The following is a 22,698-nucleotide window of genomic DNA, read 5'->3' as shown; positions in this document are numbered from 1 at the left end:
GGCTGCTCAGCGGCTGATGCAGGAGTTGCCGAAGCCGGGGGTGAGGCCGCCGATGGCGTCCAGCGCGCTGCAGGCGTTGGCGCTGCCCGCAGTGCCGAACATCAGCCCGGCGAGGGCGGCGGCGATCAGCAGGGTGTTGCGGACGGTGGTCATGAGGGTGTCCCTTCGGGGGCAGGTGGGCGGAGCGACCTGCACAACGCCCGCACGCCCCCGAAGGGATGCGGCTCTCACCCGCCTGGCGTAGCGCGCGGGGACGCCGAGGGGTGGGACGGCGCGCGGGACCTGTCCCGGCGGAGGCAGGACCACGACGGGGCGAGGGCCTCATGTGCCCGGCGGCCGGAATGCCGAGAGTGGAAGCACGATCCGACGGCAGCGTCACCGGTGCCGCCAATGCGTTCCACCATTGGAGTTCACCATGTCCAGTCGATCCGTCAAGGCGGCGATAGCCCTCGGGCTGACGACCGCGCTGAGTGTCATCGCCGGCAGCATCGCCGGCCGCCGTCCCGTTCAGGCGGTGGCCGCTCCCGCTCCCGCCCCCACCCTCGCGGCCACGGGCGACCGTTGCCCGAACTGGCCCAACTGCCGGACCCCGGGTGGGGCGAACCTGACTCCCAAGTGCCCGAACTGGCCCAACTGCGACTGATCCCGCCACCACGACCGATCCCGTTCCCACGGCCTCGACACCTCCGGGTGCCGGGGCCGTTCACCGCTCGGCCGGCCGCCACGGGAGCACCGCGTGCACCCGGGTGCCCTGGCCCACCGCCCCGATCGTGCAGCTGCCGCCGATCTCCGAGGCCCGCTCGGTCATGGACCGCAGACCGACGCCGGGGCCGTCCGGCGCCGGGGCGATGCCGAGGCCGTCGTCCTCCACGGTGAGCAGCAGCCGGCGCTCCTCGGCCACCACCGCCACCCGGCAGTGCCGGGCGTGCGCGTGGCGCAGCACGTTGTTCAGCGCCTCGGCGGTGATCCGGTAGACCGCGACCTCCACCGCCGCGGGCAGGGCGGGCAGCGGATCGGGCGTCAGGCCCACGGTGACGGCCAGCCGGGGGGCGGTGAAGGCCGCGCCGAGGTTGTGCAGGGCCCGGGAGAGCCCGTGCTCGCCGAGCGAGGCGGGGCCCAGGCGGTCGGTGATCTGGCGGACTTCCTTGACGGCCAGCTGGAGCTGCTCGGAGAGCACGGTGAAGGTCTCGGTGAGGGTGTCGGCCCGGGCCGGTGCGGCGGCGGCGTTCTCGACCCGCAGCCGCAGGCCGGCCAGCAGCGGCCCGAGGCCGTCGTGGATGTCGCGGCGGAGCTGGCGGCGCTCCTCCTCCCGGGCGGTGACGATCTGCTCGCGGCTGGCCCGCAGGTCCTCCAGCAGTCGCAGCGAGGCGACGGTCGGGGCGGCCTGGTCGGCGAGCGAGCGCAGCACGTCGGTGTCCTGCCCGTCCGGCTCCGTCTGCCCCTCCCGCAGGCCCACGGTGAGGCGGCCGATCTCCTCGCCCTGGTGCACCAGCGGGAAGCTCTGGCCCTCGGCCGGCTCCCCGGCGGTGGCCAGCTGCTGCTCGCCCGCCCGGGTGCGGACGGTCAACCGGACTCCGGGCAGCCGGAGTTCCTCGGCCACGGTGGTGCAGAGCACGGCCGGCAGGTCCTGCGGCTCGACCACCTGGCTGACCCGGCCGGCCAGGGTGCGCAGCACCCGGTACGGCTGGGCCCGGTCGCCGTAGTACAGGCGGTCGACCAGGCCGACCGCCCACCGGGTGGCCCTCGGCAGCAGGGCGGCCAAGCCGAACACCCCGAGGACGAGCAGCAGCGCGTCCAGCCCGCGCCCCGGCAGCAGCAGCCCGGAGAGCACGGCGGCCAGCGCGACGAACAGCACCGTCAGCCCGGTCGCCACCAGCAGCCCGGCCAGCACCCGCCGGGCCGCCCGCTCCAGCCGCCAGGCGCCGTCCCGGATCACCAGGGTGACCAGGGTCGCGCACCAGAGCACCGAGACCCCGGCCAGCACCCACCGGGCCGCGTCCTCGGTCGGGTAGCCGTAGGCGACGGCCGTCTCGGCGGCGGCCCAGAGCAGGTAGCAGGCCAGCAGGGCGAGCACGCCCCGCCGCCGGCCCGGCTCCGTCTGCCCGAGCCGGAGCAGCAGCACCAGCACCGACAGCCCGAACAGCGCGTAGGAGGTGTCCAGGGCGGCCCCGCCCAGGTGCTCCTCGAACCGGCCGACCGCCTCCCCGTACCAGCTGCCGTAGAAGGGGTTGGGCTGTCCGAAGACCTGCTCCCGCGCGAACTGGTAGCTGTCCAGGGGCAGCCGCCAGAGCGCCAGCGCGGCGATCACCAGCCACCAGGCCCGGTGCGGCAGCCGCCCCTGGGGCAGCCAGAGCGGCAGGGTCACGAAGAGCGTGCCGAAGGTCAGGAACCCCGCCGCCTGGAGCACCATCACCACGGCCACGGCGGTCGGGTCGTGCACCTCCACCCAGAGCGGGGCCGCCGCCGCGCGGGGCAGGATCATGGCCACCCCGCAGGCCAGCAGCACCCACCCGAGCGGCAGGCCGGGCCGGTGCGCGTGCAGCAGCACGCCACCGGCGGCCGCCGCCAAGCCGAAGGGGAGGACGGAGAGTTGGATCGCCGAGGAGCCGACCCCGGGGAGGCCCAGGTGGATCAGCAGGTAGCCGAGCCAGAGCCCGGCGGCCACCAGGCACACCAGTGCCGCGACCCCCGCCGCAGCCAGTCGGCGCTCCGCCGTGGCCGGTCGCGCCGGTCGCGGGGCATCCACCGGTGTCACGGAGGCCATGCCGTCTCCTCTCCACGCTCGGGAGGGCCAGTCTCCTCCGTCCGATGTCCCAGCCGCCTGAGTCGGCGGTCCCGACTGCGGCCGTGTCGGCGGTGACGACAACGAGTCGGATGGTGACGGGCGGGCTCAGCTCAGGCGGTCGAGGAGGGGGATGGCCTGCTGGAGGAGGCGCTGCTCGGCGGGGGTGAGGCGGCTGGTGAGGGCGGCGGCGATGGTGGCCTCGCGGCGGGTGCGCTGGGCGTGCAGGGCCTCGGTGCCGGCGGGGGTGGCGGTGACCAGGAGCTTGCGGGCGTCGGTGGGGTGGGGCGACTGGGTGACCAGGCCGGCGGTGGTGAGCAGGGCGACGGTGCGGGCCATCGACTGGTGGCGCACGCGCTGGAGGGCGGCGAGCTCGGTGGTGGTGCGGGAGCCCTCGCGGACCAGCCAGCCGAGCACGGCGGCTTGGTTCTGCGGGAGTTCGTCCTCGGTGCGCAGGCGGCGGACCAGGGTGCCGATGGTGGTGCGCAGCTCGGCGGCCAGTTCGAGCGGGTCGGGGGTGGGGGCGTCCTCGGTGTGGTCCATGGGAGCAGCGTACCTCGAACATAGGCAGCATTGCTGTGTATTTTGCACAGCATTGCTGTATGGTTCGGAGCATGCGACTCACCAAGTACGGACATGCGTGTGTACGGATCGAGCATGGCGGGGCCACCGTGGTCATCGACCCCGGGGCGTTCAGCGCCGAGGAGGCGCTGGCGGGCGCCGACGCCGTGCTGATCACCCACGAGCACTTCGACCACTTCGTGGCCGACCGGCTGCAGGCCGCCGCCGCGGCCCACCCGGGGCTGCGGATCTGGACCAACCAGGCGGTGGCGGCCCAACTGGACGGTCTCGGCAGCCGGTTGAAGGTGGTCGGGGAGGGCGACGCCTTCGAGGTCGAGGGCCTGGGCGTCACCGTGCACGGGGAGTGGCACGCCGTGATCCACCCCGAGATCCCCCGCGTCACCAACATCGGCTTCCTGCTCGACGGCCGGGTCTTCCACCCGGGCGACGCGCTCACCGTGCCGCCGGTGCCGGTGGAGACGCTGCTGCTCCCGGTCGCCGGCCCCTGGGCCAAGCTCTCCGAACTCATCGACTACACCCGGGAGGTGGGCGCCGGCCAGGCCCTCGCCGTGCACGAGGCGGTGCTGAGCGAGGTCGGGCAGATGGTGACCGACCGGATGCTCGGCGAGGCCGGCCCGGGCACCGGCTCCGCCTACCGCCACCTGGCGGCGGGCGAGTCCGTCGAGCTGGGCTGACCGGTACGGTGCCCCGGTGGAGAACGATGAGCGGGTGACCGTCGTCCGGGACGGCAGGTTGGTGGCGGCGGGCCTGCGCCGCGGCTCGGTGGTGGCCTACGACTGGGGCTTCGAGCAGGGCGGGGCGGCGTACCTGCAGCGCACCTTCGTGCTGTTGGCGGAGGGGATGCAGATCGACCAGCCGGTGGCCTTCCCCGCCGCACAACAGGGCTGGTGGTACTGCGACTTGATCGGCCTGGAGTGGGCCGGTCCCGGTAGCGGCGAGGTGCGGACCAGCGACCGGTGGATCGATGTCATCGTCGGTCCACCGGATCAGCCGTACCGGCTGCTCGACCTGGACGAGTACGGCGAGGCGCTGGCCGACGGGCGGCTGGGCCCGGCGGAGGCGGCGGAGGGGCTGCGCCGGGTGCAGCGCTTCCTCGACCGGCGGCTGAACCGGCGGCACGAAGTCGCGCCCGGCTGGCCGGAGTTCCCGCCCCCGGAGGTCGAGGAGCTGCTGGGCGTCGAACTGCCGCAGGACTGGCGGTTCGTGGAGTGAGCCGCGGACGCACGCTGGACCGCGACGGCGAACTCCTGGGATCCTTCATCGGATTGACGATCGAGCCGCCGGCCCGTCTGGAGGGTGCCGGGGCGCGGGCCGGCTGACGGGGGAGTGATCGGCGGATGACCGGGGTCGGGCGCGGCGGGGACGAGTACGACGTGGTGATCAGCGGGGCCAGCCTGGCCGGGAGCGCCGCTGCGGCGCTGCTGGCCAGGCAGGGAGCGCGGGTCGCGCTGCTGGAGCGGCGGTCCGACCCGGGGGCGTACAAGGTGCTCTGCACCCACTCGATCACGGCCAACGCCCGCCCGGTGCTGGCCGAGCTCGGGCTGGTGCCCGCCCTGGAGGCGCTCGGGGCGCCCTCCAACGACGCGCGCTGGTGGACGCGTTGGGGCTGGATCGAGCCGAAGGCCGCGCCCGGCGGGCCCGCGCTGCCGCTCGGCTTCAACGTCCGGCGCAGCACCCTCGACCCGCTGGTGCGGGCCAGGGCGGCCGAGACGGACGGGGTCGACCTGCTGCTCGGGCACAAGGTGACCGGTCTGCTCCGCGAGGGCGGGCGGACGGTCGGGGTCCGGGCCCAGGCCCCGGACGGGGAGGGGGAGTTGCGGGCCCGGCTGGTGGTCGGGGCCGACGGCAAGGACTCGACGGTGGCCAAGCTGGCCGGGGTGCCCGGGCGGGAGCACGCGAACGGGCGGTTCGGCTACCTGGCCCAGTACCGCGGCCTGCCGCTGCCGGGCGGGATCGGGCAGGTCTGGTTCCTGGAGCCCGACATGGCCTACGCCTTCCCGAACGAGGACGGGGTGACGGTGCTCGCGGTGCTCCCCGGCAAGCGGCGGCTGCCTGCCTTCCGGGAAGACCTGGAGGGCAGCTTCGACGCGTTCGTCCGGGGGCTGCCCGAGGCGCCGCCGATCGAGGGGGCCGAGCGGATATCGAAGATCATCGGGACGGTGGACTACCCGCTGCACAGCCGCCGGTCCGCCGCGCCGGGCCTGGCGCTGATCGGCGACGCCGCGCTCACCGGCGACCCGCTCTGGGGCGTGGGCTGCGGCTGGGCGCTGGAGTCCGCGCACTGGCTGGCCGGCACGGTCGGCCCGGCCCTGGTCGGGCGGGCCGGGCTGGACCAGGCGGTGGCCGCCTACGGCAAACTGCACCGGCGGCGGCTGACGGGCCACCAGTTCTTCGCCGCCGACTTCGCCAAGGGCCGCCCGTTCAACCCCGTGGAGCGGATGGTCTTCGCGGCTGCGGCCCGGGACGCCGGGGCGGCCCGGCACATGTACCACTACGCCGCGCGGCTGATCGGCCCGGCGCGGTTCCTCGGCCCGGCGGCCCTGGCTCGGGCGGCGGCGGTCAACCTCCGCCACCGGAGGGCTAGTTGAACGGCTGCCCGTCCAGGGTCCAGTGCGGGTCCGGGGTGATCTCCAGGGCGCGGTAGACGTGGGCCGCCACGTCGGTGTGGTGCAGCGGGCGGCTCTGCGGGCCGGAGACCTCGGGGCCGGTGGCGGCGATCCAGGCGGTGCGCTCCAGCTCGCTGCGGCCGCCGTGGCCGCCCTGGTCCACGTGGCCGTGGTCGGTCACCACGATGACGGTCCACTGCTCCTCGGCGTAGGTCGGCCGGGCCTTGACGGCGGCGAGCAGGCGGCCCAGGTGGCGGTCGGCGGTCTCGATCGAGGCCCGGTACTGCGCGCCGCAGCCGAGGAAATGGGCGGTCTCGTCCACCGCGCCCAGGTAGACGAAGCTGGCCTGCGGGTCGTCCTCGCTGTCGCGCAGCACGTACTCGGCCTCGGCCGTCACCCGGGCGTCGCACACCTCCCAGGCCTCCGGGGTGTCCGCCAGCGGCGCGATGTAGGAGAGCCGGCCGGGCGCGGCGAACAGCGGGCCGCCGCTGCGGGCCAGGAAGAGCGGCTCCCAGCCGCCGACGGCGAAGGTGCGGCGGCGGTGCACGGCGGCCAGGCGGGTGGTGAACTCCGGGAACACGTCCAGCCGGTGGCCGCCCAGGTGGTTGCCGAGCACGCCGTGCTTGGCCACGCCCACGCCGGTGGTGATGGTGGCCCAGCACGGGCCGGACATGGTGGGCGTCACCTCGTCCACCTCGACCGGGGCGAGGAAGCCCTCGGCGGCCAGCGCGTCCAGGTGCGGGGTGTGCAGCTCGGGCAGCAGGTCGAGCCGGACGCCGTCGATGCCGACGACCAGCACGCGGCGGGGCCCGGCGGGCCACAGGGTGGAGGAGGCGGCGTTCGACATCGTGGAGGTGCTCCGTTCGGGGGACGGCCCTCCTCGGTTCGAGGGCTCGACGCACCCTAACCGGGCAGGTCAGGGGCGCAGTGCCGGCCGGACGGGGATTGCGGGCCCCAGCGGTGAGTGTTCGCCGGGAATTCGCCTGAGCGATGCGGGCCGTTGGCCGGGGAAGGGCGGTGGGTGCGGGGGCGGTACGGGCCGGTAGCCTGGCCGCATGCTGAGGATCGGACTGACGGGCGGGATCGGCGCGGGCAAGAGCGCGGTCTCCGCGAGGCTGGCCGCGCGGGGCGCGGTGATCGTGGACTCCGATCTGATCGCCCGGGAGGTGGTGGCCCCCGGCAGCGAGGGGCTGCGGGCGGTGGTCGCCGAGTTCGGCGAGGGCGTGCTGGGCCCGGACGGCTCGCTGGACCGCCCGGCGCTCGGGCTGCTGGTCTTCGCCGACCCGGCCAGGCTCGCCGCGCTCAACGCGATCGTGCACCCGCTGGTGCGGGCCCGCTCCGCCGAGCTGGAGGCCGCCGCCGGCCCCGAGGACCTGGTGGTGCACGACGTGCCGCTGCTCGCCGAGAACGGCCTCGCCCCGCTCTACGACCTGGTGATCGTGGTGGACACCGCCGACGAGGTGCGGATCGACCGGCTGGTGCGGCTGCGCGGCATCACCGAGGAGGAGGCCCGCTCCCGGATGGCCGCCCAGGCGAGCCGCGAGCAGCGCCTGGCCATCGCCGACCTGGTGATCGACAACGGCGGTACCGAGGAGCAGCTGGACGCGAAGGTGGCCGAGGTCTGGGCGCAGCTGAAGGAGCGTCAAGCCGCCGGGAAGTGAGCGACGGGTGGTGCTTGCCGTGCGGGCGGGCGGCCGGTAGAACGGCCGCATGGCACTGCACTGGAAGCTCGTCGTGGACACCGCCGACGCACCCGTGCTGGCGGACTTCTGGGCCGAGGCCCTGGGGTACGCGGTGGAGGACCCGAGCGCGCTGGTCGACCGGCTGCTCGCCGCCGGGCAGTTGCCCGCCGCCGCGGTGGCCGAGCACGGGGGCCGGCGCACCTTCCGCGGCTATGCCGCGATCCGCCACCCGGAGGACCCGTACGACGAGGTCAGCGGGATCGGCCGCGGTCGGCGGGTGCTCTTCCAGGACGTGCCCGAGGCCAAGACGGTGAAGAACCGGCTGCACCTGGACGTCCACGCCGAGCCGGGCGGCCAGGCCGAACTGGTGCGGCGCCTGGAGGGCTTGGGTGCGACCAGGCTGCGCGAGGTGGACGAGGGGGCGGCCGGGCACTGGTGGGTCATGCTCGACCCGGAGGGCAACGAGTTCTGTGTAGCTTAGCCGCAGGTCAGCACCAACGACATAGCCCTGCCCGGCACTTGGCCGAACGGGGCGTATTGCTGTCCAGGGTCAGCCGCAGAACGTGGCCTTCACCACTTCTACGATCCTCGCGGCCTGGCCGTCCGTCACGGTCACCGAGCCGCCCGTGAAACGAGACGCGGTGTTCTTCTGGACCGTGGCTGCATCCTTGCCCTGCCGCACGTCCAGGCAGGTGTTTCGGGCCCGGCTGACCGCCCGGTCCTCCTTCACCACCAGCGCCGGATCGACGGCCCGCAGAGCGGCCACCAGTGCCACCGTCTGAGCCTGGTCGGGCGAGGGGATCCCGGACGCCGGCTTGGGGGCCTCGGTGGTCGACTGAGGGCTCACTGCCGCCGGAGCGCCGGCCGAGGACTTCGGTGCCTCGGCGGCCGCCTTGTCGAGCTTGTCCTCGCACGCCGAGAGCGCCGCGCCGAGGGCGAGCACCCCGCCGGCGACGACCAGCCACTTTTTCCTGTTCATTCCCACCCCTTGGTCAAGTCTTGGTGATCATGGATATCACGGTTCGTTGGTACGCGGAAGCCCCGCCCGGCTCGGGGTCGGACGGGCCTCGACGGGGTGGTTCTCAGGAGCTCTCGCGGTCCGCCTGGTCGGCACGCCACGCTGTCTCGTACAGCTCCCGGTCCCGCTTCAACCGAGCCTTACGGCTCTGCTAGGTGGTCAGGTCGTCCTCGGTGGTCACGAACCTCAGCACGATCTCGGCGGCCTAGATCACGCCTGCCGCCTTTTCCCGCGCCGCCTTCTGCGCGGCGGGCTTCTGGCGGGCAGCAGTTCAGTCGATACAGCGTGTGTGCACGGGTACCCCCGGGTGCTCGCAACCGGACATCTTCGAAGACCTCCCCCTCGCCCTGACGTCGGTCACCTCCTCGGTGGTCGGGTTCTTGGCAGCCCCCGCTCCCGTGCCGGGAAGGACGATCGTCGACTTGCCGAGTCGACTGATCAGATGACAGATCGGGCTATGTCGCAATGAACTCGGTATCGGGGGCACGGAATTGGACAGTCCGCAGCGAGATCGAGGCATGGGGCAGGTGGGCCCCGAAGCTTCGCCTACTGTCGGTCGAGTTGTTGGCATGCCTAGGCACCGGGCCAAGGCATGTGACAGCAGGAGGAGTTACACACCCATGCGCTTACACAGGGTCCTCGCGGTGACTGGTGCCATCGCACTCACGCTCGCTATGGCGACAACCGCCCAGGCTGCCGCGCCGATCCCTGCCCTGACGCCGGCCCCGACCAGTCATGCGGCTGCCGGTGGCGTCGTCGTCCACTTCGGGTTCGACGGGAAGAACTACTTCAACTCGCCGGTCCTCAATGCCGCCGACCCGAAGGCCAACGACGCCGCGAACTGGCTGCCCGCCGGGCTGGTGGCCGCCGCGAACAAGGCGGAGGCGGCGAAGAAGACGGCTGCCCCGTCCGTGGCGCACCCGATGCAGGGCCCGTGGACCTGTTCGACGTGGGCGAACCCCACCACGTTGAACGGCGCGTACCTCTCCGCCACCAGCCATGAGGTCTGCTCGGGCGACTACCTGTACCACTACACCAAGGGCCAGTTCCTCCGGTCGTCCTGGTCCGGGCCCCGGGCTTACACGAGTTGGTCGGACAGCTTGTACGTCTACTCGCCGAACGACACCAACGATCAGATCTGGAACATAGGCTGCTCCGGCGGGGGCACCTACAACTACAACTTGCAGGTACAGACTCACCTGGTCGACACCAATGGCGACCATGGCGGGACGTATGAGGTCGGCCAGTACGTGCGGGCGGCCTGCGGTACCTGAGAAGCGAGGCGAACATGCGTGAGCGGGCCCTGACGGTGCTGGACGGCATCCTGTACCGGCTGTTCCCGCCGGGCAACGGCAATGGGTTCTCCTCGGCCCCCCCCGTGGGCCGAGGCAGGCCCGGTGCAGTCCAGCGCTACCGGGACTGGCGGCAGAGGACGGCCGATCCGGCGCTGCGGACGCCTGATGTCCGCCCGATGCGCTGAGGCTCTGTGGTGCTCTTTGCGACGCCCTCGGTGGGTCGCCGGCTCGGTGCAGTCGGATACAGCCCACAGTGCCCTCGCTCCGTTGTCTTGGTGCCTCCACGGGGCCTGTGGGGGCACCACTTCTGTGACCCGGTTCAGCTCGCCCTGGTGGGCGGGTTGTCACGGGCGGTGCGGCCCCCGCATTCGCTCTGCCTCACGACTCCGGCGGCCACCCCGTGTGGGTGCGTGGTGCACGGGCGGAGCTAGTGGTGAGAGCGGGCACCCGGTCCGCCGAATGCCCCCGAGGAGGGTGGGCGCGCGGTTCCTCGGCGGCCTGGTCGAGCTCGCTATTCATGGTGAAGTCCACGCCTCGTGTGTCGAGCTTGCGCCACCCGCCACGCGTGCCCCGCTTCACGTCGAGCCGGGCCCCGGCATCCACCAGCATCCCCCGCCGGCCCGCAAGATCGGCGGTCGCCCAGGCGTCCGCGTAGGTCCGGCCGGTGCCGACCACCGTCCGCTGCGGCTCGGTCTTCTCCCGGGGCTCCAAGTCGGCTATGCGACGGTCCAGCGCGTCATGCCGCTTCTGCCACTCGTTCGCGGCGTGCTTGGACTTCTGCTGTCCCTGGATCTTCAGCTGCGCGGTGAACTCGGCCACGGTTGCGTTCAACTCCGGCGCGGGGTCGTACCCGGGGACTACCACGGTCGTTCGGGTCTGGATTCCGCCGACCAGGCGCAGGAACGCGGCTATCACGAACTCGTCCGCCCAGTCTCCCCGGATGTTCGCGGGCGCTTCGCACTTGTCACCCCGGGCATGATAGTTGCGCTTGTGGACAGGTGCCTGGTTCTTCTTGCTCTCCTGCTTGTTGAGGTACATGCGTCCACCGCACGAATCGCAGCGGAGGTTGCGTCCAGAGAAGTGGTGTACGGGTTCCATCCGTTTCGGGGGTTTCGTCCCGGTAGTGGGTGTCGCCCGGGAACGTGAAACGGCCACCGGCTGATCCTTCGAGAACGACCAAGCTCTTGAAGGAGATCTGCACGATGACCGCACGTGACAGTGTGCCCTTTGCTGCCCTGCTGGAGGAGAACCTCGCTTCGGCGAGTCCCGACTTGTTGCGGGCGATGGTGAAGACGTTCGCGGAGGCGATGATGTCCGCGGACGTGGACCGCGTCTGCGGCGGCGAGTACGGCCGCCCGGGCGAGGACCGGGTCAACTCCCGCAACGGATACCGCAACCGGGACTGGGACACCCGTGTCGGCACGGTCGACCTGGCGATCCCGCGCGTCCGCTCGGGCTCGTACTTCCCGTCCTGGCTGCTGGAGCGCCGGCGCCGGGCCGAGCAGGCCCTGATCTCGGTGGTCGCGACCTGCTACCTGCTCGGGGTGTCGACCCGCCGGGTGGAGAAGCTTGCCGAGACCATGGGCGTCACCCAGCTGTCGAAGTCCCAGGTCAGCGAGATGGCCAAGCATCTGGACGAGCGGGTGGCCGAGTTCCGCAACCGCCCCCTCGACCAGGGCCCCTACACGTTCGTGTGGGTCGACGCGCTCACGCAGAAGGTCCGCGAGGGCGGCCGTGTGGTCAACGTGCACTGCCTGGTCGCGGTCGGCGTCAACAACGAGGGACAGCGTGAGGTCCTCGGCCTGGACGTCGCCACCAGCGAGGACGGCGCCGGCTGGCTTGCCTTCCTGCGGTCGCTGGTCGCCCGCGGCCTGGGAGGTGTCCAGCTCGTCGTCTCCGACGCCCACGGCGGCCTGGTGGACGCGGTCGGTGCGACCCTGCCCGGGGCCGCGTGGCAGAGGTGCCGGACGCATTACGCGCGAAATCTGCTCTCGCAGGTCCCGAAGTCGGCCCAGCCCTGGGTCGCGACCCTGCTGCGGACCGTCTTCGAACAGCCTGACGCGAAGGCCGTGCGTCAGCAGATGGCCTCCGTTATCGCCGCTCTCGACGAGCGATTCCCCAAGGCTGCGGAGCACTTGGAGCATGCCCGCGAGGACCTGCTGGCCTTCGCCGTGTTCCCGCGCACGGTCTGGAAGTCGATCTGGTCGAACAACCCGCAGGAACGGCTGAACAAGGAGATCCGGCGCCGCACCGACGTCGTCGGGATCTTCCCCGACCGCGCCTCGATCGTCCGTCTGATCGGCGCGGTCCTGGCCGAGCAGAGCGACGAATGGGCCGAACAGCGCCGCTACATCGGCTCAGAGATCCTCGGCCGCTGCCGCCTCCACCCGATCGAGGGAGAAACCCCCGACGAGGCCGCCCCGACCGCACTCACCGCATAGCCTAAAGCCGGATCACCGAGTGGCCAGCGATACACCACCCCAGCGGACGTGACCGCAGCGGATGGCCCGCAGCAACAGCGATTCCGTGGCGGACCGTTCGCCGTTGTTGATGCTGCGCTCATCCAGAACGGCGCCGATCTGGTCGAACTCCTCGCGCGTCAGAATCGGTGTCTCGCTGCACATGACCGGGTTGCCCTGGTAGTCCCGCACGGGCACGCCATCGTGCATCTTCCAGTCCCACAGCACCTCGTTGCGGAGCATCCAGGTGATGACTGCCGGGGTCCACTGGAACGACTTCCGCACGACGTGCGAGCCCTTCGTTCCGCCGGTCTTCCCGCCCGCTCGCGGCCCGTCTTGTCGGCCCAGTAATCGCGCGGGCTCAGCACACCATCGGCATTGAGCCCCGCAGCGATGGCGGACACCGTGGCCCGGTGCTCGCGCGCCCAGTGGCGAGGGCGTACATGTGCCCAATGGACCGGATGGCACGGTCGAACCGCCAGCACACCAGCGCGTCATAGGCCTGCGGGTCGTTGAGCCAGCGCAAGGGCTGCGGACGCTCCCACGGGGATGTCTTGGATGCGCTGACATCAAGGTCCACCGCTTCGCGGAGCGCGTCACCCTCGCCGAACGTGACCCGCAGTTCTGCGCCTACGTGGTCGCACGCTTCCCGCTGGCGCTCGGGGCTGGTGGTCTCGTCCGTGAGGACGGACAGCCGGATGCACCGGACACCCCGAAGGGTCTCGGTGAACACTGTGCCGGACAGTGGATTGCGAGCGTCTTCCCTGCCTTTTGTGAAGGGCGAGGGTTGCCCGCTGCCTCGCGCTGAGCCCCTGACCAGCACAGATGTCGCTGCAATCTCTCACACTCCAGAACATCCAGCTCTGTGTGTTGGGAGATCCGGAGGGCAACGAGTTCTGTGTCGCGTGAGGCGCGGGCACTGACCTCCCGGGGGCTCAGCCGAGGGTGCCGTGGAGGGCCTGGGTGAGCTGGGCGACGGCCGTCACCAGGGGGGCGACCGGCTCGACGAAGGCGGCGATCCGGGTCAAGGAGCGCTGGATCAGGCCGGGTTGGGGCTCCTCCTCGGACAACTCCTCGCGGATCCGGCGGAGTTCGACCTGGGTGGCGGACTGGTCGGGCAGCTCCTCCCGGTGCTGGTCCAGCAGCCGCTCGACCAGCGCGAGCAGGGCGGCCGGGTCGAGCCCGGTGGTGGGGATCGCGGTCTGGAAGCCGACGTTCTGCGCGATGGCCCGGGCGTTGGTGCCGACGGCCTGGTTGCCGACCTGGCTGTGGCCGCCGTACTGCTGGACGCCGCTGTTGCCGGGCGGTGGGGTGGTGGTCATGGCGGGCTCCGGTGGAGGTCAGGGCTTGGTCATCGAGACGCGGGTGGAACTGTCGTTGACGGCCTGCGAGTTGGTGCCGACGGCCTGGTTGCCGACGATGGAGACGCCACCCTGCTGGAGGACGCCGTGGTTGAGGATGGTGAGCTGCTGGCCGCGCAGGGCGGTGGTGTCCACCCCGTGCTCGTCCAGGAAGACCCGGATGGCGGCCATCGCGTGCTGGGCCAGGGTGGCCACCGTGCGGTAGGCGTCCAGCTCCTGGAAGAAGTTCTGGTAGACCGGGCCCAGGGCGGCCTCCCGGACGCTCAGCCGGGCGCCGTGGTCGAAGGCCGGGTCGGCGCCCAGCGCGGCGTGGTCGCGGACCAGCCGCTTGAGCCGGCGGCGCTCGGCCGCCCGCCGGTCGAGCGCCGCGCGCAGCGCGCCGCCCAGGGCCGGGCCGGTGTCGCGCAGGGCGCCGAGCAGCAGGGCGTGGCGGTGCTCGCCGGTGAGCCGCAGCGGCAGTGAGTCCACCGCGTGGTACGAGCGGTGCACCGGGCCGAGCGCGTGGATCGAGCAGCGGATGTCCAGGGTGCGGCCGGTGGTGGACAGGTGCAGGAAGAGGCTGGGCACCACGTCGTCGCCCCACATCGGCAGGTGCGCGGCCAGGTAGTGCCGGACGGTGCCCGAGGGGTGCTCGGCCACCTCGCGCAGCTGCTCGGGGGTGAGCCGGGTTACGGGGGCGAGCTGGCTGTCGTCGAAGAAGCGGGTGTCGCCGTGCAGGGTCGCGCCGTCCACGAAGACCCTGTCCTCCAGGATCAGCCCGTGCAGGCCGTCCTCGGCCGTCTCCGGGACGGCCAGCGCCTCGAGCTTGGCGCGCAGCTCCGTGATCAGCTCCCAGACCTCGAACTCGGTGACCTCGCCGGCCGGTTGGCCCGGCTTCTCGGCGGGCAGCAGCGGCACGTTGACGGTGAGCGTGCCCTGGGCCTTGGCGAAGCCGAGGAACGGGGTGTAGCCGCTGTAAACGGTGACGTTGCCGCGCTGGGCCTCGGCGATCGCGCCCAGCCGGTCCTTGGCCCAGGGCGCTTCCGGGGCGGGCTGCGGCACGGCCGCCGGGTCGAAGCGCTCCCGGCGCAGCGTCTCGCGCAGCCGCTTGTCCACCTCGGCCAGGTGGGCGCGGACGGTGCGGAAGGTGAGCACGGCGGCGGTGGCCAGGGCGAGCAGCGGCGGGATGCCGTACAGGTAGGTGCCGAACAGCCAGACCCAGACGCCGTCGAAGGGCAGCTGCCCGAGCAGCACGCCGAGGCCGAGGGCCAGCACCAGGGCGCTGAGGCCGGTGGCAGCCAGCCGGCCGAGGGTGGCGCTGGAATCGGGGTCGGCGTGGCCGCGGACGGGGTGCTTGGCGCGGGGCGGCACGGCGCCGAGGGCCAGCAGCCGGAGCACCAGGCGGCCGATCAGCAGCCAGAACGGGGAGACCAGCAGCAGCCCGAGGTAGACCGGCAGGAGGGTGCGGTCGCGCCGGCGGAGCAGCTCGCGGGCGGCCAGGCAGTGCCGGGCCACCGGCACCAGGTCGACCCCGGGCGAGGGGGCGACCGCGCCGAACTCGTCCGCCAGCACCTCCTCGACCACCAGCCGGGCGAACCCCGGGTCCTGATAGGCGGCGGCGCAGAGGTAGCGGGTGGCGTCCCCGGGGACGCTCCCGAGAGCGGGCGTGGCGGGTTCGGCCATGGCGAGGGTCCGTCCTGGGCGGCGGAGGCGGGGGAGACGGGGCGGCACGGCCTGCGGTGCCGCGCCGCCGGTGGGCAGGTACAGGAAGCCGGCCACCAGGCCGAGCAGCAGGCCGAAGGCGATCGAGGGCCCGAGCAGGTTGGTGAGCACCTGGACGGCGGGCACGTGCAGGTCCTGGAGGCCGGAGCGGATCGCCCAGAGCGGCAGTACGGCCAGCGCCGTGATGGCGGCGCCGGTGCCGATCGCGGTCATCCAGCGGACCGGCCCGGCGGGCGCGGCGGGGACCAGCCGGGGCAGCAGCAGGTAGCAGCCGAGCAGCAGCACGGCGGCGGAGAGGTCGGCGCTCCAGTCCACCAGGCCGGGCACGGCGTAGCGCAGCGCGAGCGAGGGCTGCCAGGCGGGCACCTCCAGCACCTGGAGCAGCCAGCCGGTGGCGGGGGTGCGGTCGGCGGTGAAGAACGGGCGCTGCACCCAGGGGCTGCCCAGGACGAGCAGGGCGATGCAGAGCCCCAAGGCCCGGCGGCGGGCCAACCTGCCTACTGGGTACGCCACTTCGATCGGCCTCCAGGGTGTCCGGTGGGAGCACTCTATGAGCGTGCGAAGTGTTTGTCAGGAGAATCCCGGACTGTCCGGAAGGCGGCGGGATTCTCCTGACGCAGCGTCAGGCCAGGGTCACGGCTTGCGGCCGACGGCGGCCCAGATGCCGGTGGTGGCGTCGGTGGGCTGCTCGGGCTGGTCGGCGCGCCAGAGCGGGGCGGTGACGATGCCCGGCTCCTCCAGCTCGAGGCCCTCGAAGAAGCGGAGCACCTGCTCGCGGCTGCGCATGGTCAGCTGGGCGGTGGCGCCCCGGTAGATCGCCGGGCCCTTGGTGGCGTCCTCGGCCGGCACGAAGTCGCTCGTGCCGTGCGAGAGTGCGAGGTAGCTGCCGGAGGGCAGCGCGTCGACCAGTTGGCGCACCAGCCCGTACGGGTCGTCGGCCTCGTCGATGAAGTGCAGCACGGCGAAGAGCAGCAGGGCCACCGGCTTGCCGAGGTCGAGCACCTGGCGCACGTGCGGGTCGGCCAGGATGGCGGCCGGGTCGCGCAGGTCGGCCTGCACCACGGTGGCGGTGCCCTTGCTGGCGCTGGCCAGCAGGGCCCGGCTGTGCACCAGCACGATCGGGTCGTTGTCCAGGTAGGCCACCCGGGCCTCGGGGTTGATCTGCTGGGCCACCTGGTGGGTGTTGCCGGCGGTGGGGATGCCGGTGCCGATGTCGAGGAACTGGGCGACGCCCTGCTCGGCCAGGTGGCGCACGGCGCGCTGGAGGAAGGCGCGGTTGGCCAGCGCGCTGATCCGCACCATCGGGCTGATCGCCATCACGCGCTCGGCGGCCTCGCGGTCGGCCGGGAAGTTGTCCTTGCCGCCCAGGTAGTAGTCGTACATCCGGGCGGGGTGCGGGATCTCGGGGTGCAGATCGGCCGGTACGTGGCCCTCGTCCGCCGGGTCGGTCATCCAGTCCATCGACACCTGCTGATGTGCGGTCATGTGGTCTTCTCCCCCGGGTGGTTCGGTGGACGCCGGGTGTTCGAAGGCGCCGGAGGCAGCATAGGGGACTCAGTCGGCCTCCGGGGCGGGGACGCGGTTGACCGGCGAGAGCAGGAAGCGGGCCCCGGCGCCGGCGGCGGCGGCGCCGTCCTCGGGGTTGTAGAGCGCGCAGCGGGTCAGCGAGAGGCAGCCGCAGCCGATGCAGCCGGTCAACTTCTGCTTGAGCCGTTCCAGTTCGGCGATCTGCTGGTCGATCCTGGTCTGCCAGGGGGTGGCCACCTCGGCCCACTCGGCGGTGCTCGGCGCCCGGTCGGTGGGCAGCTGGTCCAGGGCAGCCCGGGCCTCGTCGAGCGAGAGGCCGACGCGCTGCGCCGCCCGGACGAAGGCGACCCGGCGCAGGGTGGCCCGGGAGTAGCGGCGCTGGCCACCGGCCGTCCGCTCGGCGTGGATCAGGCCGAGGCTCTCGTAGTAGCGCAGGGCGGAGGTGGCGAGGCCGCTGCGCTCGGCGAGTTGGCCGATGGTGAGCTGGTCGTGGCGGGAGAGGTTCACGGCTGCCAAGGATAGCCGCTTGACCTCAAGTCGACTTGAAGTTGCACGCTTCTCCCATGACCACCGCAGAGATCACCCAGCGGGCCCACGGGTTCGCCGACCTGCCGGGCCTGATCGCCCGGATGACCGGGGCCGAGAAGCACGTACCGGCCGCCAACTCCACCCTGGACGCGCTCTGGGTGCTCTACGACCGGGTGCTCCGGGTCTCGCCGGAGACCGCGGACTCCGCCGAGCGGGACCGCTTCCTGCTCTCCAAGGGCCACGGCCCGATGTCCTACTACGCGGTGCTCGCCGCCAAGGGCTTCATCCCGGTGGAGACCCTGGACACCTTCGGCGCCTACGACTCCCCGCTCGGCCACCACCCGGACCGGCTGCTCGTCCCCGGCGTGGAGATCGGCTCCGGCTCGCTGGGGCACGGCCTGCCGCTCGCGGTCGGCACCGCGCTGGGCCTGCGGGCCCAGGGGCTGACCGGGCAGGCCGTCTGGGTGCTGATCGGCGACGCCGAGTTCGACGAGGGCAGCAACCACGAGGCGGTGGCCTTCGCCGGGGCGGCCGGCCTGGAGCAGCTGAACGTGATCGTGATCGACAACTCCTCCGCCACCCACGGCTGGACCGGCGGCATCGCGGCCCGCTTCGCCGGGGAGGGCTGGTCCACCGCCACGGTGAACGGGCGGGACCACGAGGAGCTGTACGCCGCCTACACCGCTGCGCACCCCGGTCGCCCGCACGCGGTGATCGCGCGGGTCGAGCCCAAGAACTGACTTTCGCCGAGGATTCAGGGGAGATTCCGATGGAGACCATGCGTGACCGTTTCATCGACGTGACCAGCCGTATGCTGGACGAGGACCCTCGGCTGGCCGTGGTGCTGGCCGACATCAGTGCGGCGGGCTTCGCCGGGGCGGCGGCCGCCCACCCGGACCGGGTGGTCAATGTCGGGATCCGCGAGCAGCTGATGATCGGGGCGGCCGGCGGTCTGGCGCTCACCGGGATGCGGCCGATCGCGCACACCTTCGCGAGCTTCCTGATCGAGCGGCCCTTCGAGCAGGTGAAGCTGGACCTGGGCCACCAAGGGGTCAGCGCGGTGCTGGTGAGCGCGGCGGGCTCGTACGACTGGCCGGCCGGCGGCCGCACCCACATGGCGCCGGGGGACGTGGCCCTGCTCGACACCCTGCCGGGTTGGACGGTGCACGTGCCCGGGCACCCGGACGAGGCGGAGCTGCTGCTGCGGGATGCGGCGGCGGCCGGGGACGACAAGGTCTACGTGCGGCTCTCCGCACACCGCAACGAGCTGGCCCGGCCGGTGGCGCCGGGGAAGTTCCTCACGCTGCGCCAGGGTTCGCGCGGGGTGGTGCTGGCGGTGGGGCCGATGCTGGACGCCGTGCTGGCGGCCACCGAGGGGCTGGACGTCACGGTGCTGTACGCGGCGACGGTGCGGCCGTTCGACGGCGAGGGGCTGCGGGCCGCGCTCGGCGAGCGCGCGGAGGTGGTGATCGTGGAGCCGTACCTGGCCGGGACCTCGGCGGGGGAGGCGCACGCCGCCCTGGCGGACCGGGCGCACCGGGTGCTGGGGCTGGGCGTGCCGCGCGAGGAGCACCGGCACTACGGGTCGATCGAGGAGCACCTGCGGGCGTACGGGTTGGACGCGGGTTCGTTGCGGGAGCGGATCAGCCTCCAGCTGTGGTGACCCGAGTCGGGGCGGGGGTGTCAGATCCAGCCCCGGTCGCGGGCTTCGAGAGCTGCTTGGAAGCGATTGTCGGCGCCCAATTGGCGGAGCAGTTCGGCGATGTGACCTCGGTAGGTGCGCACCGAGATACCCAAGGTCCGTGCGCCGGCCTCGTCTTTGCCGACTCGGGCCATCGTCCGCAGGACCTGTTGCTCGGTGGGGGTCGGGCGTGGCGCGAAGGCAGGGAGAGCACGCTCCCACTGGTGCTCGAACAGGCTCAGCAGCTGTGCCATCAGCACGGGATGACGGATGATCAGAGCCTGGTCGGTGGTGCCATGGGGATTTGCGGCGACCAAGGCGATCCGGCGGTCGAAGACGAGGATCCGGCCCAGGTGACGGTCGGTGGCGCGCAGGCTGGCGCCGAGCGCGGCGAGTTGCCCGGCATGGGCGCTGACCTGTTCGTCCTCGAGCGCGGCGTGGTGCAGGATGGTGCGCATCCGCAGGCCGCGGCGCAGGTGCTTGCGTTCCGCAGCCCGCGACGCGTCGAGGGTGTCCGTGCCGATGGGCCCGGGGTGGGTGGCCAGGCGTTCCTCCCGGGCGGAGTGGGACAGGGCGTCGATGTGGGCGCGGATGCGATCGAGGCCCTCGATCCGCTCCAGCCCTTCGAGCGGTCGGATCGAGCCCGCCGGGTCCGGGCGGCCCGCCCGCTCGTCGGCCAGGAGGCCCTCCAGCAAGGTGCGCGAGGCGGCGACCCGCCGGATCTCCAGCTGGGCACGGAGGAGCCGCTGCTGGCTGAGGTGGTCGAACGCGGTCTGCGCGTCCGCGCCGTGGAAGGCGTCCGGGCCGGTACGGGTCACGATGCCGAGGGTCTGAAGACTGTCGAGTGACGCCCGCGCGTGGTCGGAGGTCACTCCACAGGCCGAGGCGACCTCGGCGGTGCCGAGGCCGGGGGCGCGCAGCAGGGCGCGGTAGACGCGTTCCTCGTGGCTGTCGAGACCCAGGACTGCGAGGAGATTGTCGTTCATCGGGGTTCCAAGCGCGGCGGAAGGATGCGGTGCTGAAGGGGGCGGGCCGGAGCCGGCCGTCGGCGGGGCAGGCCGACGGCCGGCATCGGCGCACGGGGCGGTGGATCAGCCGCTGACGGCCATCCAGACGAGGGTGGCGACACCGAGGGCCGTGTTGACGGCGATCAACGCGGCCGTCCAGGCCGTGCCGGCGCCGCCTTCGCGCCGGGTCACGATCGCGCCGGTCACCACCACGATGTCGAGGACGGCGAGAACCGCCAGGAGTTCACGCATGCCGACCTCAGCAGATGTAGAGCGAGACGAGACCGGACACGCCGGAACCGACGGCGAGCGCGGAGGACAGGGCTCCGGCGGCCTCCGCAGATATGGCGATGCCGACGACGGTGATGCCTCCGGCGAGGGCGGCGGCGCCGAACACAGCTGCCCCGATGGTGTACACCGCGGTCATGGCCGCCATGTGGCAGAACCCGCGCTGCTCGGGGCCGGTCTCCGCCCGCAGCAGGACCGCCCCCTCGACTTCGGCCAGCTCCAAGGTCAGGCCGCCGGCCGTGTACACCGGCAGCGACCGGCCCGGTGCCAGACCGTGGCGACGGGCCGCGTCGATGTCGGCGAGGATCCGATCCGTGAGGGCCTGCTGGGCCGCGCTCACCGGCGCGGCAGCGTGTGTGCCGAGGGGAGGCGCGACGGCGGCCGAGGCGTTGCCGGTGGCCGTCAGGACCATGCTGCAGCTGATGGCTGCGGCGACCAGGGTCGAGAACGGTCGGAGCGTCCGAGAATTCATTGTTCCATCCGAATGGTGAGCGGCGCGAAAAGGGATTCGCGAATGTGAGGGTCCCAATCTATCCAGCCTCGGGGTGGCGAATATCGGGGAGTCGCCTCAACTTCCTGCAGAAGCTGGTGCAATTTCCTGAGGATGCGGCCATAGGGTGGCCTTATGGCGGCATAAGGCCAGTGCCTTGCCGGCGGCCGGAGAATGTGTGCAAGGATTTCGGTCGCGCCAGGGGCGTCACATTTCAGGGAATGCTGTCAGTTCCGACACGATCTGTCGGTGCTGCGACAGGAAGCCAAGGAGAAGTACCGCCAGTGAACGTGAAACGGGCGTCGCACCGCCTGACCGTCTCCGCACTGACCGCCGGGTTGGCCGTGGCCGGCTTCCTCGCCGACATCGGCCCGGCCGCCGCGACGGACGGTGGTCCGAGCCGCAACGATCAGGACGGCGTGACCGGTGTCCTGGAGATACCCGGAGCGATCCACGCCGGGAGCATCAAGGTCGACGACATGTCCTACGGTGGTGGAGTGCTGGAGCTTGAGGCCGACGGCGGCAAGATCCTGGTCTACTGCATCCAGCTCCACCTCGATCCGGTGGCGAATGCCGTGTACCACGAGACCGACTGGTCCGAGACCCCCACGCTGAAAGGCAACAAGGATGCGGGGAAGGTCAATTGGGTGCTCCAGAACTCCTATCCGAAGATCTCCGTGGAGGAACTCGGCAGGATCGTCGGCGGTGAGATCACCGAGAACGAGGCCGCCGCCGCGACCCAGGCGGCCATCTGGCAGTTCTCCGACCACGTCAGGGCCGTCCCCAAGGACCCGGTCGCGGCCGAGCTGACCGCTCACCTGGTGGCGAGCGCCGAGGACTTCGAGGAGCCGGGCGCCTCGCTCACGCTCGGACAGGCCGAGGTGAGCGGCGCGAGCGGAACGGTCATCGGCCCGATCGAGATCACCTCCGCCAGCGCCGAGGTCGACGCCTCGCTCGACCCCGCAGCCACGGCTGCGGGCGTGGCACTGACCGACAGGACCGGCACCGTCCTGTCGGACGGCGACGGCCAGCTCGTCCACCCCGCCGTGAGCGGCGACTCGCTCTACGTCAAGGCGGCGGCGGACGCTCGGCCGGGCAGCGCGACCGTCCTGGCGACCACTTCCGTGGAGGTGCCGATCGGTCGGGCGTTCGTGAGCCCTGGTAGCCAGACCATGATCGTCGCCGGCAGTGCGGTGGTCAGCGCCACGGCGCAAGCCACCGCCACCTGGACCAAACCCGAGCCTGAAGTCACGCCCGCGCCGGATCCCACGCCCGCGCCGGATCCCACGCCCGCGCCGGATCCCACGCCGGCGCCCGATCCCACGCCCGAGCCGGGAGTCACGCCTGAGCCGGGAGTCACGCCCACGCCCGAGCCGACCTCGGGCCCGGGTGAGTCGCTTGTACCGACCCTCCCGGTAGCCCCGAGTCGTGAAACCCCCGTCGGGGACAGCGCGGGCGGTCCGGGTGGCGGTGAGCCCAGTGGCCAGGCCGTCGCCGGTCGGCTCGCCGAGACCGGGGCCGAGGCGCCCTATGGGCAGCTTGCCGTTGTCGTCGGTGCGGCACTCGCCGCAGGTTCGGCTCTGGTCGCGCTCACCCGCAGGCGCCGCCGCAGGACGGGCCGACAGCCACGGGTGTCCTGACCGGGTAACCGGGGTGCGGGGAGGTCTGTGGCTGGGCGCGCAGTTCCCCGC

The 22,698-nt window shown here is 72.4% G+C and carries 27 protein-coding genes; 12 read left to right on the top strand and 15 right to left on the bottom strand.

Annotation, left to right across the window (positions count from 1 at the left end; all coding sequences use genetic code 11):
- Positions 1-6: 6 nt before the first annotated feature.
- Positions 7-153 (bottom strand): hypothetical protein, encoded by a 147-nt coding sequence (locus tag CFP65_RS38795; protein WP_158702100.1) that lies wholly within the window; start codon positions 151-153, stop codon positions 7-9.
- 262 nt (positions 154-415) lie between these two features.
- Here CFP65_RS38795 and CFP65_RS38790 point away from each other — a divergent pair, with 262 nt between their 5' ends.
- Positions 416-643, top strand: coding sequence for a hypothetical protein (locus tag CFP65_RS38790; RefSeq protein WP_158702099.1), 228 nt, complete (start codon positions 416-418; stop codon positions 641-643).
- A gap of 60 nt (positions 644-703) precedes the next feature.
- On the opposite strand, the gene CFP65_RS08655 is transcribed toward CFP65_RS38790, so the two are convergent.
- Both CFP65_RS08655 and CFP65_RS08650 read right to left on the bottom strand, forming a co-directional pair.
- Entirely contained in the window at positions 704-2,764 is a 2,061-nt protein-coding gene (locus CFP65_RS08655; RefSeq protein ID WP_158702098.1) for an ATP-binding protein, read from the bottom strand.
- Between the two features lie 126 nt (positions 2,765-2,890).
- Positions 2,891-3,325, bottom strand: coding sequence for a MarR family winged helix-turn-helix transcriptional regulator (locus CFP65_RS08650; RefSeq protein ID WP_104815554.1), 435 nt, complete (start codon positions 3,323-3,325; stop codon positions 2,891-2,893).
- A 71-nt stretch (positions 3,326-3,396) separates the two neighbouring features.
- Between CFP65_RS08650 and CFP65_RS08645 the strand changes: the two genes are divergently transcribed.
- From CFP65_RS08645 to CFP65_RS08635, 3 genes are all read left to right on the top strand, one after another.
- The gene (locus CFP65_RS08645) at positions 3,397-4,038 is read left to right on the top strand and encodes an MBL fold metallo-hydrolase (protein ID WP_104815553.1); all 642 of its coding nucleotides are present in this window, start codon (positions 3,397-3,399) and stop codon (positions 4,036-4,038) included.
- A 16-nt stretch (positions 4,039-4,054) separates the two neighbouring features.
- A complete protein-coding gene (locus CFP65_RS08640; protein ID WP_104815552.1) occupies positions 4,055-4,576 on the top strand; it encodes a DUF402 domain-containing protein in 522 nt (173 codons plus the stop codon).
- Positions 4,577-4,701: 125 nt separating this feature from the next.
- Complete coding sequence (locus CFP65_RS08635; RefSeq protein ID WP_104815551.1) at positions 4,702-5,952, top strand: NAD(P)/FAD-dependent oxidoreductase; 1,251 nt, start codon at positions 4,702-4,704, stop codon at positions 5,950-5,952.
- Here the strand turns inward: CFP65_RS08635 and CFP65_RS08630 are convergent.
- Complete coding sequence (locus CFP65_RS08630; protein ID WP_104815550.1) at positions 5,945-6,817, bottom strand: alkaline phosphatase family protein; 873 nt, start codon at positions 6,815-6,817, stop codon at positions 5,945-5,947. The genes CFP65_RS08635 and CFP65_RS08630 overlap by 8 nt on opposite strands.
- 208 nt (positions 6,818-7,025) lie before the next feature.
- Between CFP65_RS08630 and coaE the strand changes: the two genes are divergently transcribed.
- Positions 7,026-7,631: a dephospho-CoA kinase gene (coaE, locus tag CFP65_RS08625; protein ID WP_104815549.1), complete on the top strand. Its 606-nt coding sequence runs from the start codon at positions 7,026-7,028 to the stop codon at positions 7,629-7,631.
- 49 nt (positions 7,632-7,680) lie between these two features.
- Positions 7,681-8,133: a VOC family protein gene (locus tag CFP65_RS08620; RefSeq protein WP_104815548.1), complete on the top strand. Its 453-nt coding sequence runs from the start codon at positions 7,681-7,683 to the stop codon at positions 8,131-8,133.
- A 69-nt stretch (positions 8,134-8,202) separates the two neighbouring features.
- Here CFP65_RS08620 and CFP65_RS08615 read toward each other — a convergent pair whose 3' ends face one another.
- On the bottom strand, positions 8,203-8,631 hold the full coding sequence (locus CFP65_RS08615) for a hypothetical protein (protein ID WP_104815547.1): 429 nt from the start codon (positions 8,629-8,631) through the stop codon (positions 8,203-8,205).
- Between the two features lie 683 nt (positions 8,632-9,314).
- On the opposite strand from CFP65_RS08615, the gene CFP65_RS08610 reads away from it, so the two are divergent.
- Positions 9,315-9,944, top strand: a complete 630-nt coding sequence (locus tag CFP65_RS08610) for a hypothetical protein (RefSeq protein ID WP_158702097.1) — start codon at positions 9,315-9,317, stop codon at positions 9,942-9,944.
- Between the two features lie 14 nt (positions 9,945-9,958).
- Entirely contained in the window at positions 9,959-10,150 is a 192-nt protein-coding gene (locus tag CFP65_RS08605) for a hypothetical protein (protein ID WP_104815545.1), read from the top strand.
- A gap of 193 nt (positions 10,151-10,343) precedes the next feature.
- Here CFP65_RS08605 and CFP65_RS08600 read toward each other — a convergent pair whose 3' ends face one another.
- Positions 10,344-11,063 (bottom strand): zinc ribbon domain-containing protein, encoded by a 720-nt coding sequence (locus tag CFP65_RS08600; protein WP_158702096.1) that lies wholly within the window; start codon positions 11,061-11,063, stop codon positions 10,344-10,346.
- A 104-nt stretch (positions 11,064-11,167) separates the two neighbouring features.
- On the opposite strand from CFP65_RS08600, the gene CFP65_RS08595 reads away from it, so the two are divergent.
- Positions 11,168-12,406 (top strand): IS256 family transposase, encoded by a 1,239-nt coding sequence (locus tag CFP65_RS08595; RefSeq protein WP_104815543.1) that lies wholly within the window; start codon positions 11,168-11,170, stop codon positions 12,404-12,406.
- Between the two features lie 12 nt (positions 12,407-12,418).
- On the opposite strand, the gene CFP65_RS40685 is transcribed toward CFP65_RS08595, so the two are convergent.
- The 6 genes from CFP65_RS40685 to soxR form a co-directional block, all read right to left on the bottom strand.
- Positions 12,419-12,709, bottom strand: a complete 291-nt coding sequence (locus CFP65_RS40685; RefSeq protein ID WP_254552291.1) for a recombinase family protein — start codon at positions 12,707-12,709, stop codon at positions 12,419-12,421.
- A gap of 76 nt (positions 12,710-12,785) precedes the next feature.
- Positions 12,786-13,157: a recombinase family protein gene (locus CFP65_RS40680; RefSeq protein WP_254552290.1), complete on the bottom strand. Its 372-nt coding sequence runs from the start codon at positions 13,155-13,157 to the stop codon at positions 12,786-12,788.
- 202 nt (positions 13,158-13,359) lie between these two features.
- Positions 13,360-13,746 (bottom strand): DUF5955 family protein, encoded by a 387-nt coding sequence (locus CFP65_RS08585; RefSeq protein ID WP_104815542.1) that lies wholly within the window; start codon positions 13,744-13,746, stop codon positions 13,360-13,362.
- Positions 13,747-13,764: 18 nt separating this feature from the next.
- The gene (locus CFP65_RS08580; protein ID WP_254552289.1) at positions 13,765-15,999 is read right to left on the bottom strand and encodes a hypothetical protein; all 2,235 of its coding nucleotides are present in this window, start codon (positions 15,997-15,999) and stop codon (positions 13,765-13,767) included.
- Positions 16,000-16,119: 120 nt separating this feature from the next.
- Entirely contained in the window at positions 16,120-16,971 is an 852-nt protein-coding gene (locus tag CFP65_RS08575) for an SAM-dependent methyltransferase (protein ID WP_104815540.1), read from the bottom strand.
- Positions 16,972-17,040: 69 nt separating this feature from the next.
- Positions 17,041-17,520, bottom strand: a complete 480-nt coding sequence (gene soxR, locus CFP65_RS08570) for a redox-sensitive transcriptional activator SoxR (RefSeq protein ID WP_104815539.1) — start codon at positions 17,518-17,520, stop codon at positions 17,041-17,043.
- Positions 17,521-17,576: 56 nt separating this feature from the next.
- Here soxR and CFP65_RS08565 point away from each other — a divergent pair, with 56 nt between their 5' ends.
- Both CFP65_RS08565 and CFP65_RS08560 read left to right on the top strand, forming a co-directional pair.
- Complete coding sequence (locus CFP65_RS08565; RefSeq protein ID WP_104815538.1) at positions 17,577-18,281, top strand: thiamine pyrophosphate-dependent enzyme; 705 nt, start codon at positions 17,577-17,579, stop codon at positions 18,279-18,281.
- A 29-nt stretch (positions 18,282-18,310) separates the two neighbouring features.
- Positions 18,311-19,204: a transketolase family protein gene (locus CFP65_RS08560; protein WP_104815537.1), complete on the top strand. Its 894-nt coding sequence runs from the start codon at positions 18,311-18,313 to the stop codon at positions 19,202-19,204.
- Between the two features lie 20 nt (positions 19,205-19,224).
- Here the strand turns inward: CFP65_RS08560 and CFP65_RS08555 are convergent, their stop codons facing one another.
- The 3 genes from CFP65_RS08555 to CFP65_RS08550 all read right to left on the bottom strand — a co-directional run bounded on the left by CFP65_RS08555 (position 19,225) and on the right by CFP65_RS08550 (position 20,989).
- Complete coding sequence (locus CFP65_RS08555; RefSeq protein WP_104815536.1) at positions 19,225-20,208, bottom strand: helix-turn-helix domain-containing protein; 984 nt, start codon at positions 20,206-20,208, stop codon at positions 19,225-19,227.
- Positions 20,209-20,313: 105 nt separating this feature from the next.
- On the bottom strand, positions 20,314-20,481 hold the full coding sequence (locus tag CFP65_RS38785; protein WP_158702095.1) for a hypothetical protein: 168 nt from the start codon (positions 20,479-20,481) through the stop codon (positions 20,314-20,316).
- Positions 20,482-20,488: 7 nt separating this feature from the next.
- A complete protein-coding gene (locus tag CFP65_RS08550; RefSeq protein WP_104815535.1) occupies positions 20,489-20,989 on the bottom strand; it encodes a hypothetical protein in 501 nt (166 codons plus the stop codon).
- Positions 20,990-21,351: 362 nt separating this feature from the next.
- Between CFP65_RS08550 and CFP65_RS08545 the strand changes: the two genes are divergently transcribed.
- Positions 21,352-22,647: a thioester domain-containing protein gene (locus tag CFP65_RS08545; RefSeq protein WP_158702094.1), complete on the top strand. Its 1,296-nt coding sequence runs from the start codon at positions 21,352-21,354 to the stop codon at positions 22,645-22,647.
- The last annotated feature ends 51 nt before the right edge of the window (positions 22,648-22,698 follow it).

The sequence above is a fragment of the Kitasatospora sp. MMS16-BH015 genome (assembly GCF_002943525.1).
Classification (GTDB): domain Bacteria; phylum Actinomycetota; class Actinomycetes; order Streptomycetales; family Streptomycetaceae; genus Kitasatospora.
This window is presented reverse-complemented; position numbering and strand designations above follow the sequence as displayed.

Coding starts and splice junctions, on each gene's coding strand:
- CFP65_RS38795 (WP_158702100.1), bottom strand. CDS start 153: ATGACCACCGTCCGCAACACCCTGCTGATCGCCGCCGCCCTCGCCGGG.
- CFP65_RS38790 (WP_158702099.1), top strand. CDS start 416: ATGTCCAGTCGATCCGTCAAGGCGGCGATAGCCCTCGGGCTGACGACC.
- CFP65_RS08655 (WP_158702098.1), bottom strand. CDS start 2,764: ATGGCCTCCGTGACACCGGTGGATGCCCCGCGACCGGCGCGACCGGCC.
- CFP65_RS08650 (WP_104815554.1), bottom strand. CDS start 3,325: ATGGACCACACCGAGGACGCCCCCACCCCCGACCCGCTCGAACTGGCC.
- CFP65_RS08645 (WP_104815553.1), top strand. CDS start 3,397: ATGCGACTCACCAAGTACGGACATGCGTGTGTACGGATCGAGCATGGC.
- CFP65_RS08635 (WP_104815551.1), top strand. CDS start 4,702: ATGACCGGGGTCGGGCGCGGCGGGGACGAGTACGACGTGGTGATCAGC.
- CFP65_RS08630 (WP_104815550.1), bottom strand. CDS start 6,817: ATGTCGAACGCCGCCTCCTCCACCCTGTGGCCCGCCGGGCCCCGCCGC.
- coaE (WP_104815549.1), top strand. CDS start 7,026: ATGCTGAGGATCGGACTGACGGGCGGGATCGGCGCGGGCAAGAGCGCG.
- CFP65_RS08620 (WP_104815548.1), top strand. CDS start 7,681: ATGGCACTGCACTGGAAGCTCGTCGTGGACACCGCCGACGCACCCGTG.
- CFP65_RS08615 (WP_104815547.1), bottom strand. CDS start 8,631: ATGAACAGGAAAAAGTGGCTGGTCGTCGCCGGCGGGGTGCTCGCCCTC.
- CFP65_RS08605 (WP_104815545.1), top strand. CDS start 9,959: ATGCGTGAGCGGGCCCTGACGGTGCTGGACGGCATCCTGTACCGGCTG.
- CFP65_RS08600 (WP_158702096.1), bottom strand. CDS start 11,063: ATGGAACCCGTACACCACTTCTCTGGACGCAACCTCCGCTGCGATTCG.
- CFP65_RS08595 (WP_104815543.1), top strand. CDS start 11,168: ATGACCGCACGTGACAGTGTGCCCTTTGCTGCCCTGCTGGAGGAGAAC.
- CFP65_RS08585 (WP_104815542.1), bottom strand. CDS start 13,746: ATGACCACCACCCCACCGCCCGGCAACAGCGGCGTCCAGCAGTACGGC.
- CFP65_RS08575 (WP_104815540.1), bottom strand. CDS start 16,971: ATGACCGCACATCAGCAGGTGTCGATGGACTGGATGACCGACCCGGCG.
- CFP65_RS08565 (WP_104815538.1), top strand. CDS start 17,577: ATGACCACCGCAGAGATCACCCAGCGGGCCCACGGGTTCGCCGACCTG.
- CFP65_RS08560 (WP_104815537.1), top strand. CDS start 18,311: ATGGAGACCATGCGTGACCGTTTCATCGACGTGACCAGCCGTATGCTG.
- CFP65_RS08555 (WP_104815536.1), bottom strand. CDS start 20,208: ATGAACGACAATCTCCTCGCAGTCCTGGGTCTCGACAGCCACGAGGAA.
- CFP65_RS38785 (WP_158702095.1), bottom strand. CDS start 20,481: ATGCGTGAACTCCTGGCGGTTCTCGCCGTCCTCGACATCGTGGTGGTG.
- CFP65_RS08550 (WP_104815535.1), bottom strand. CDS start 20,989: ATGAATTCTCGGACGCTCCGACCGTTCTCGACCCTGGTCGCCGCAGCC.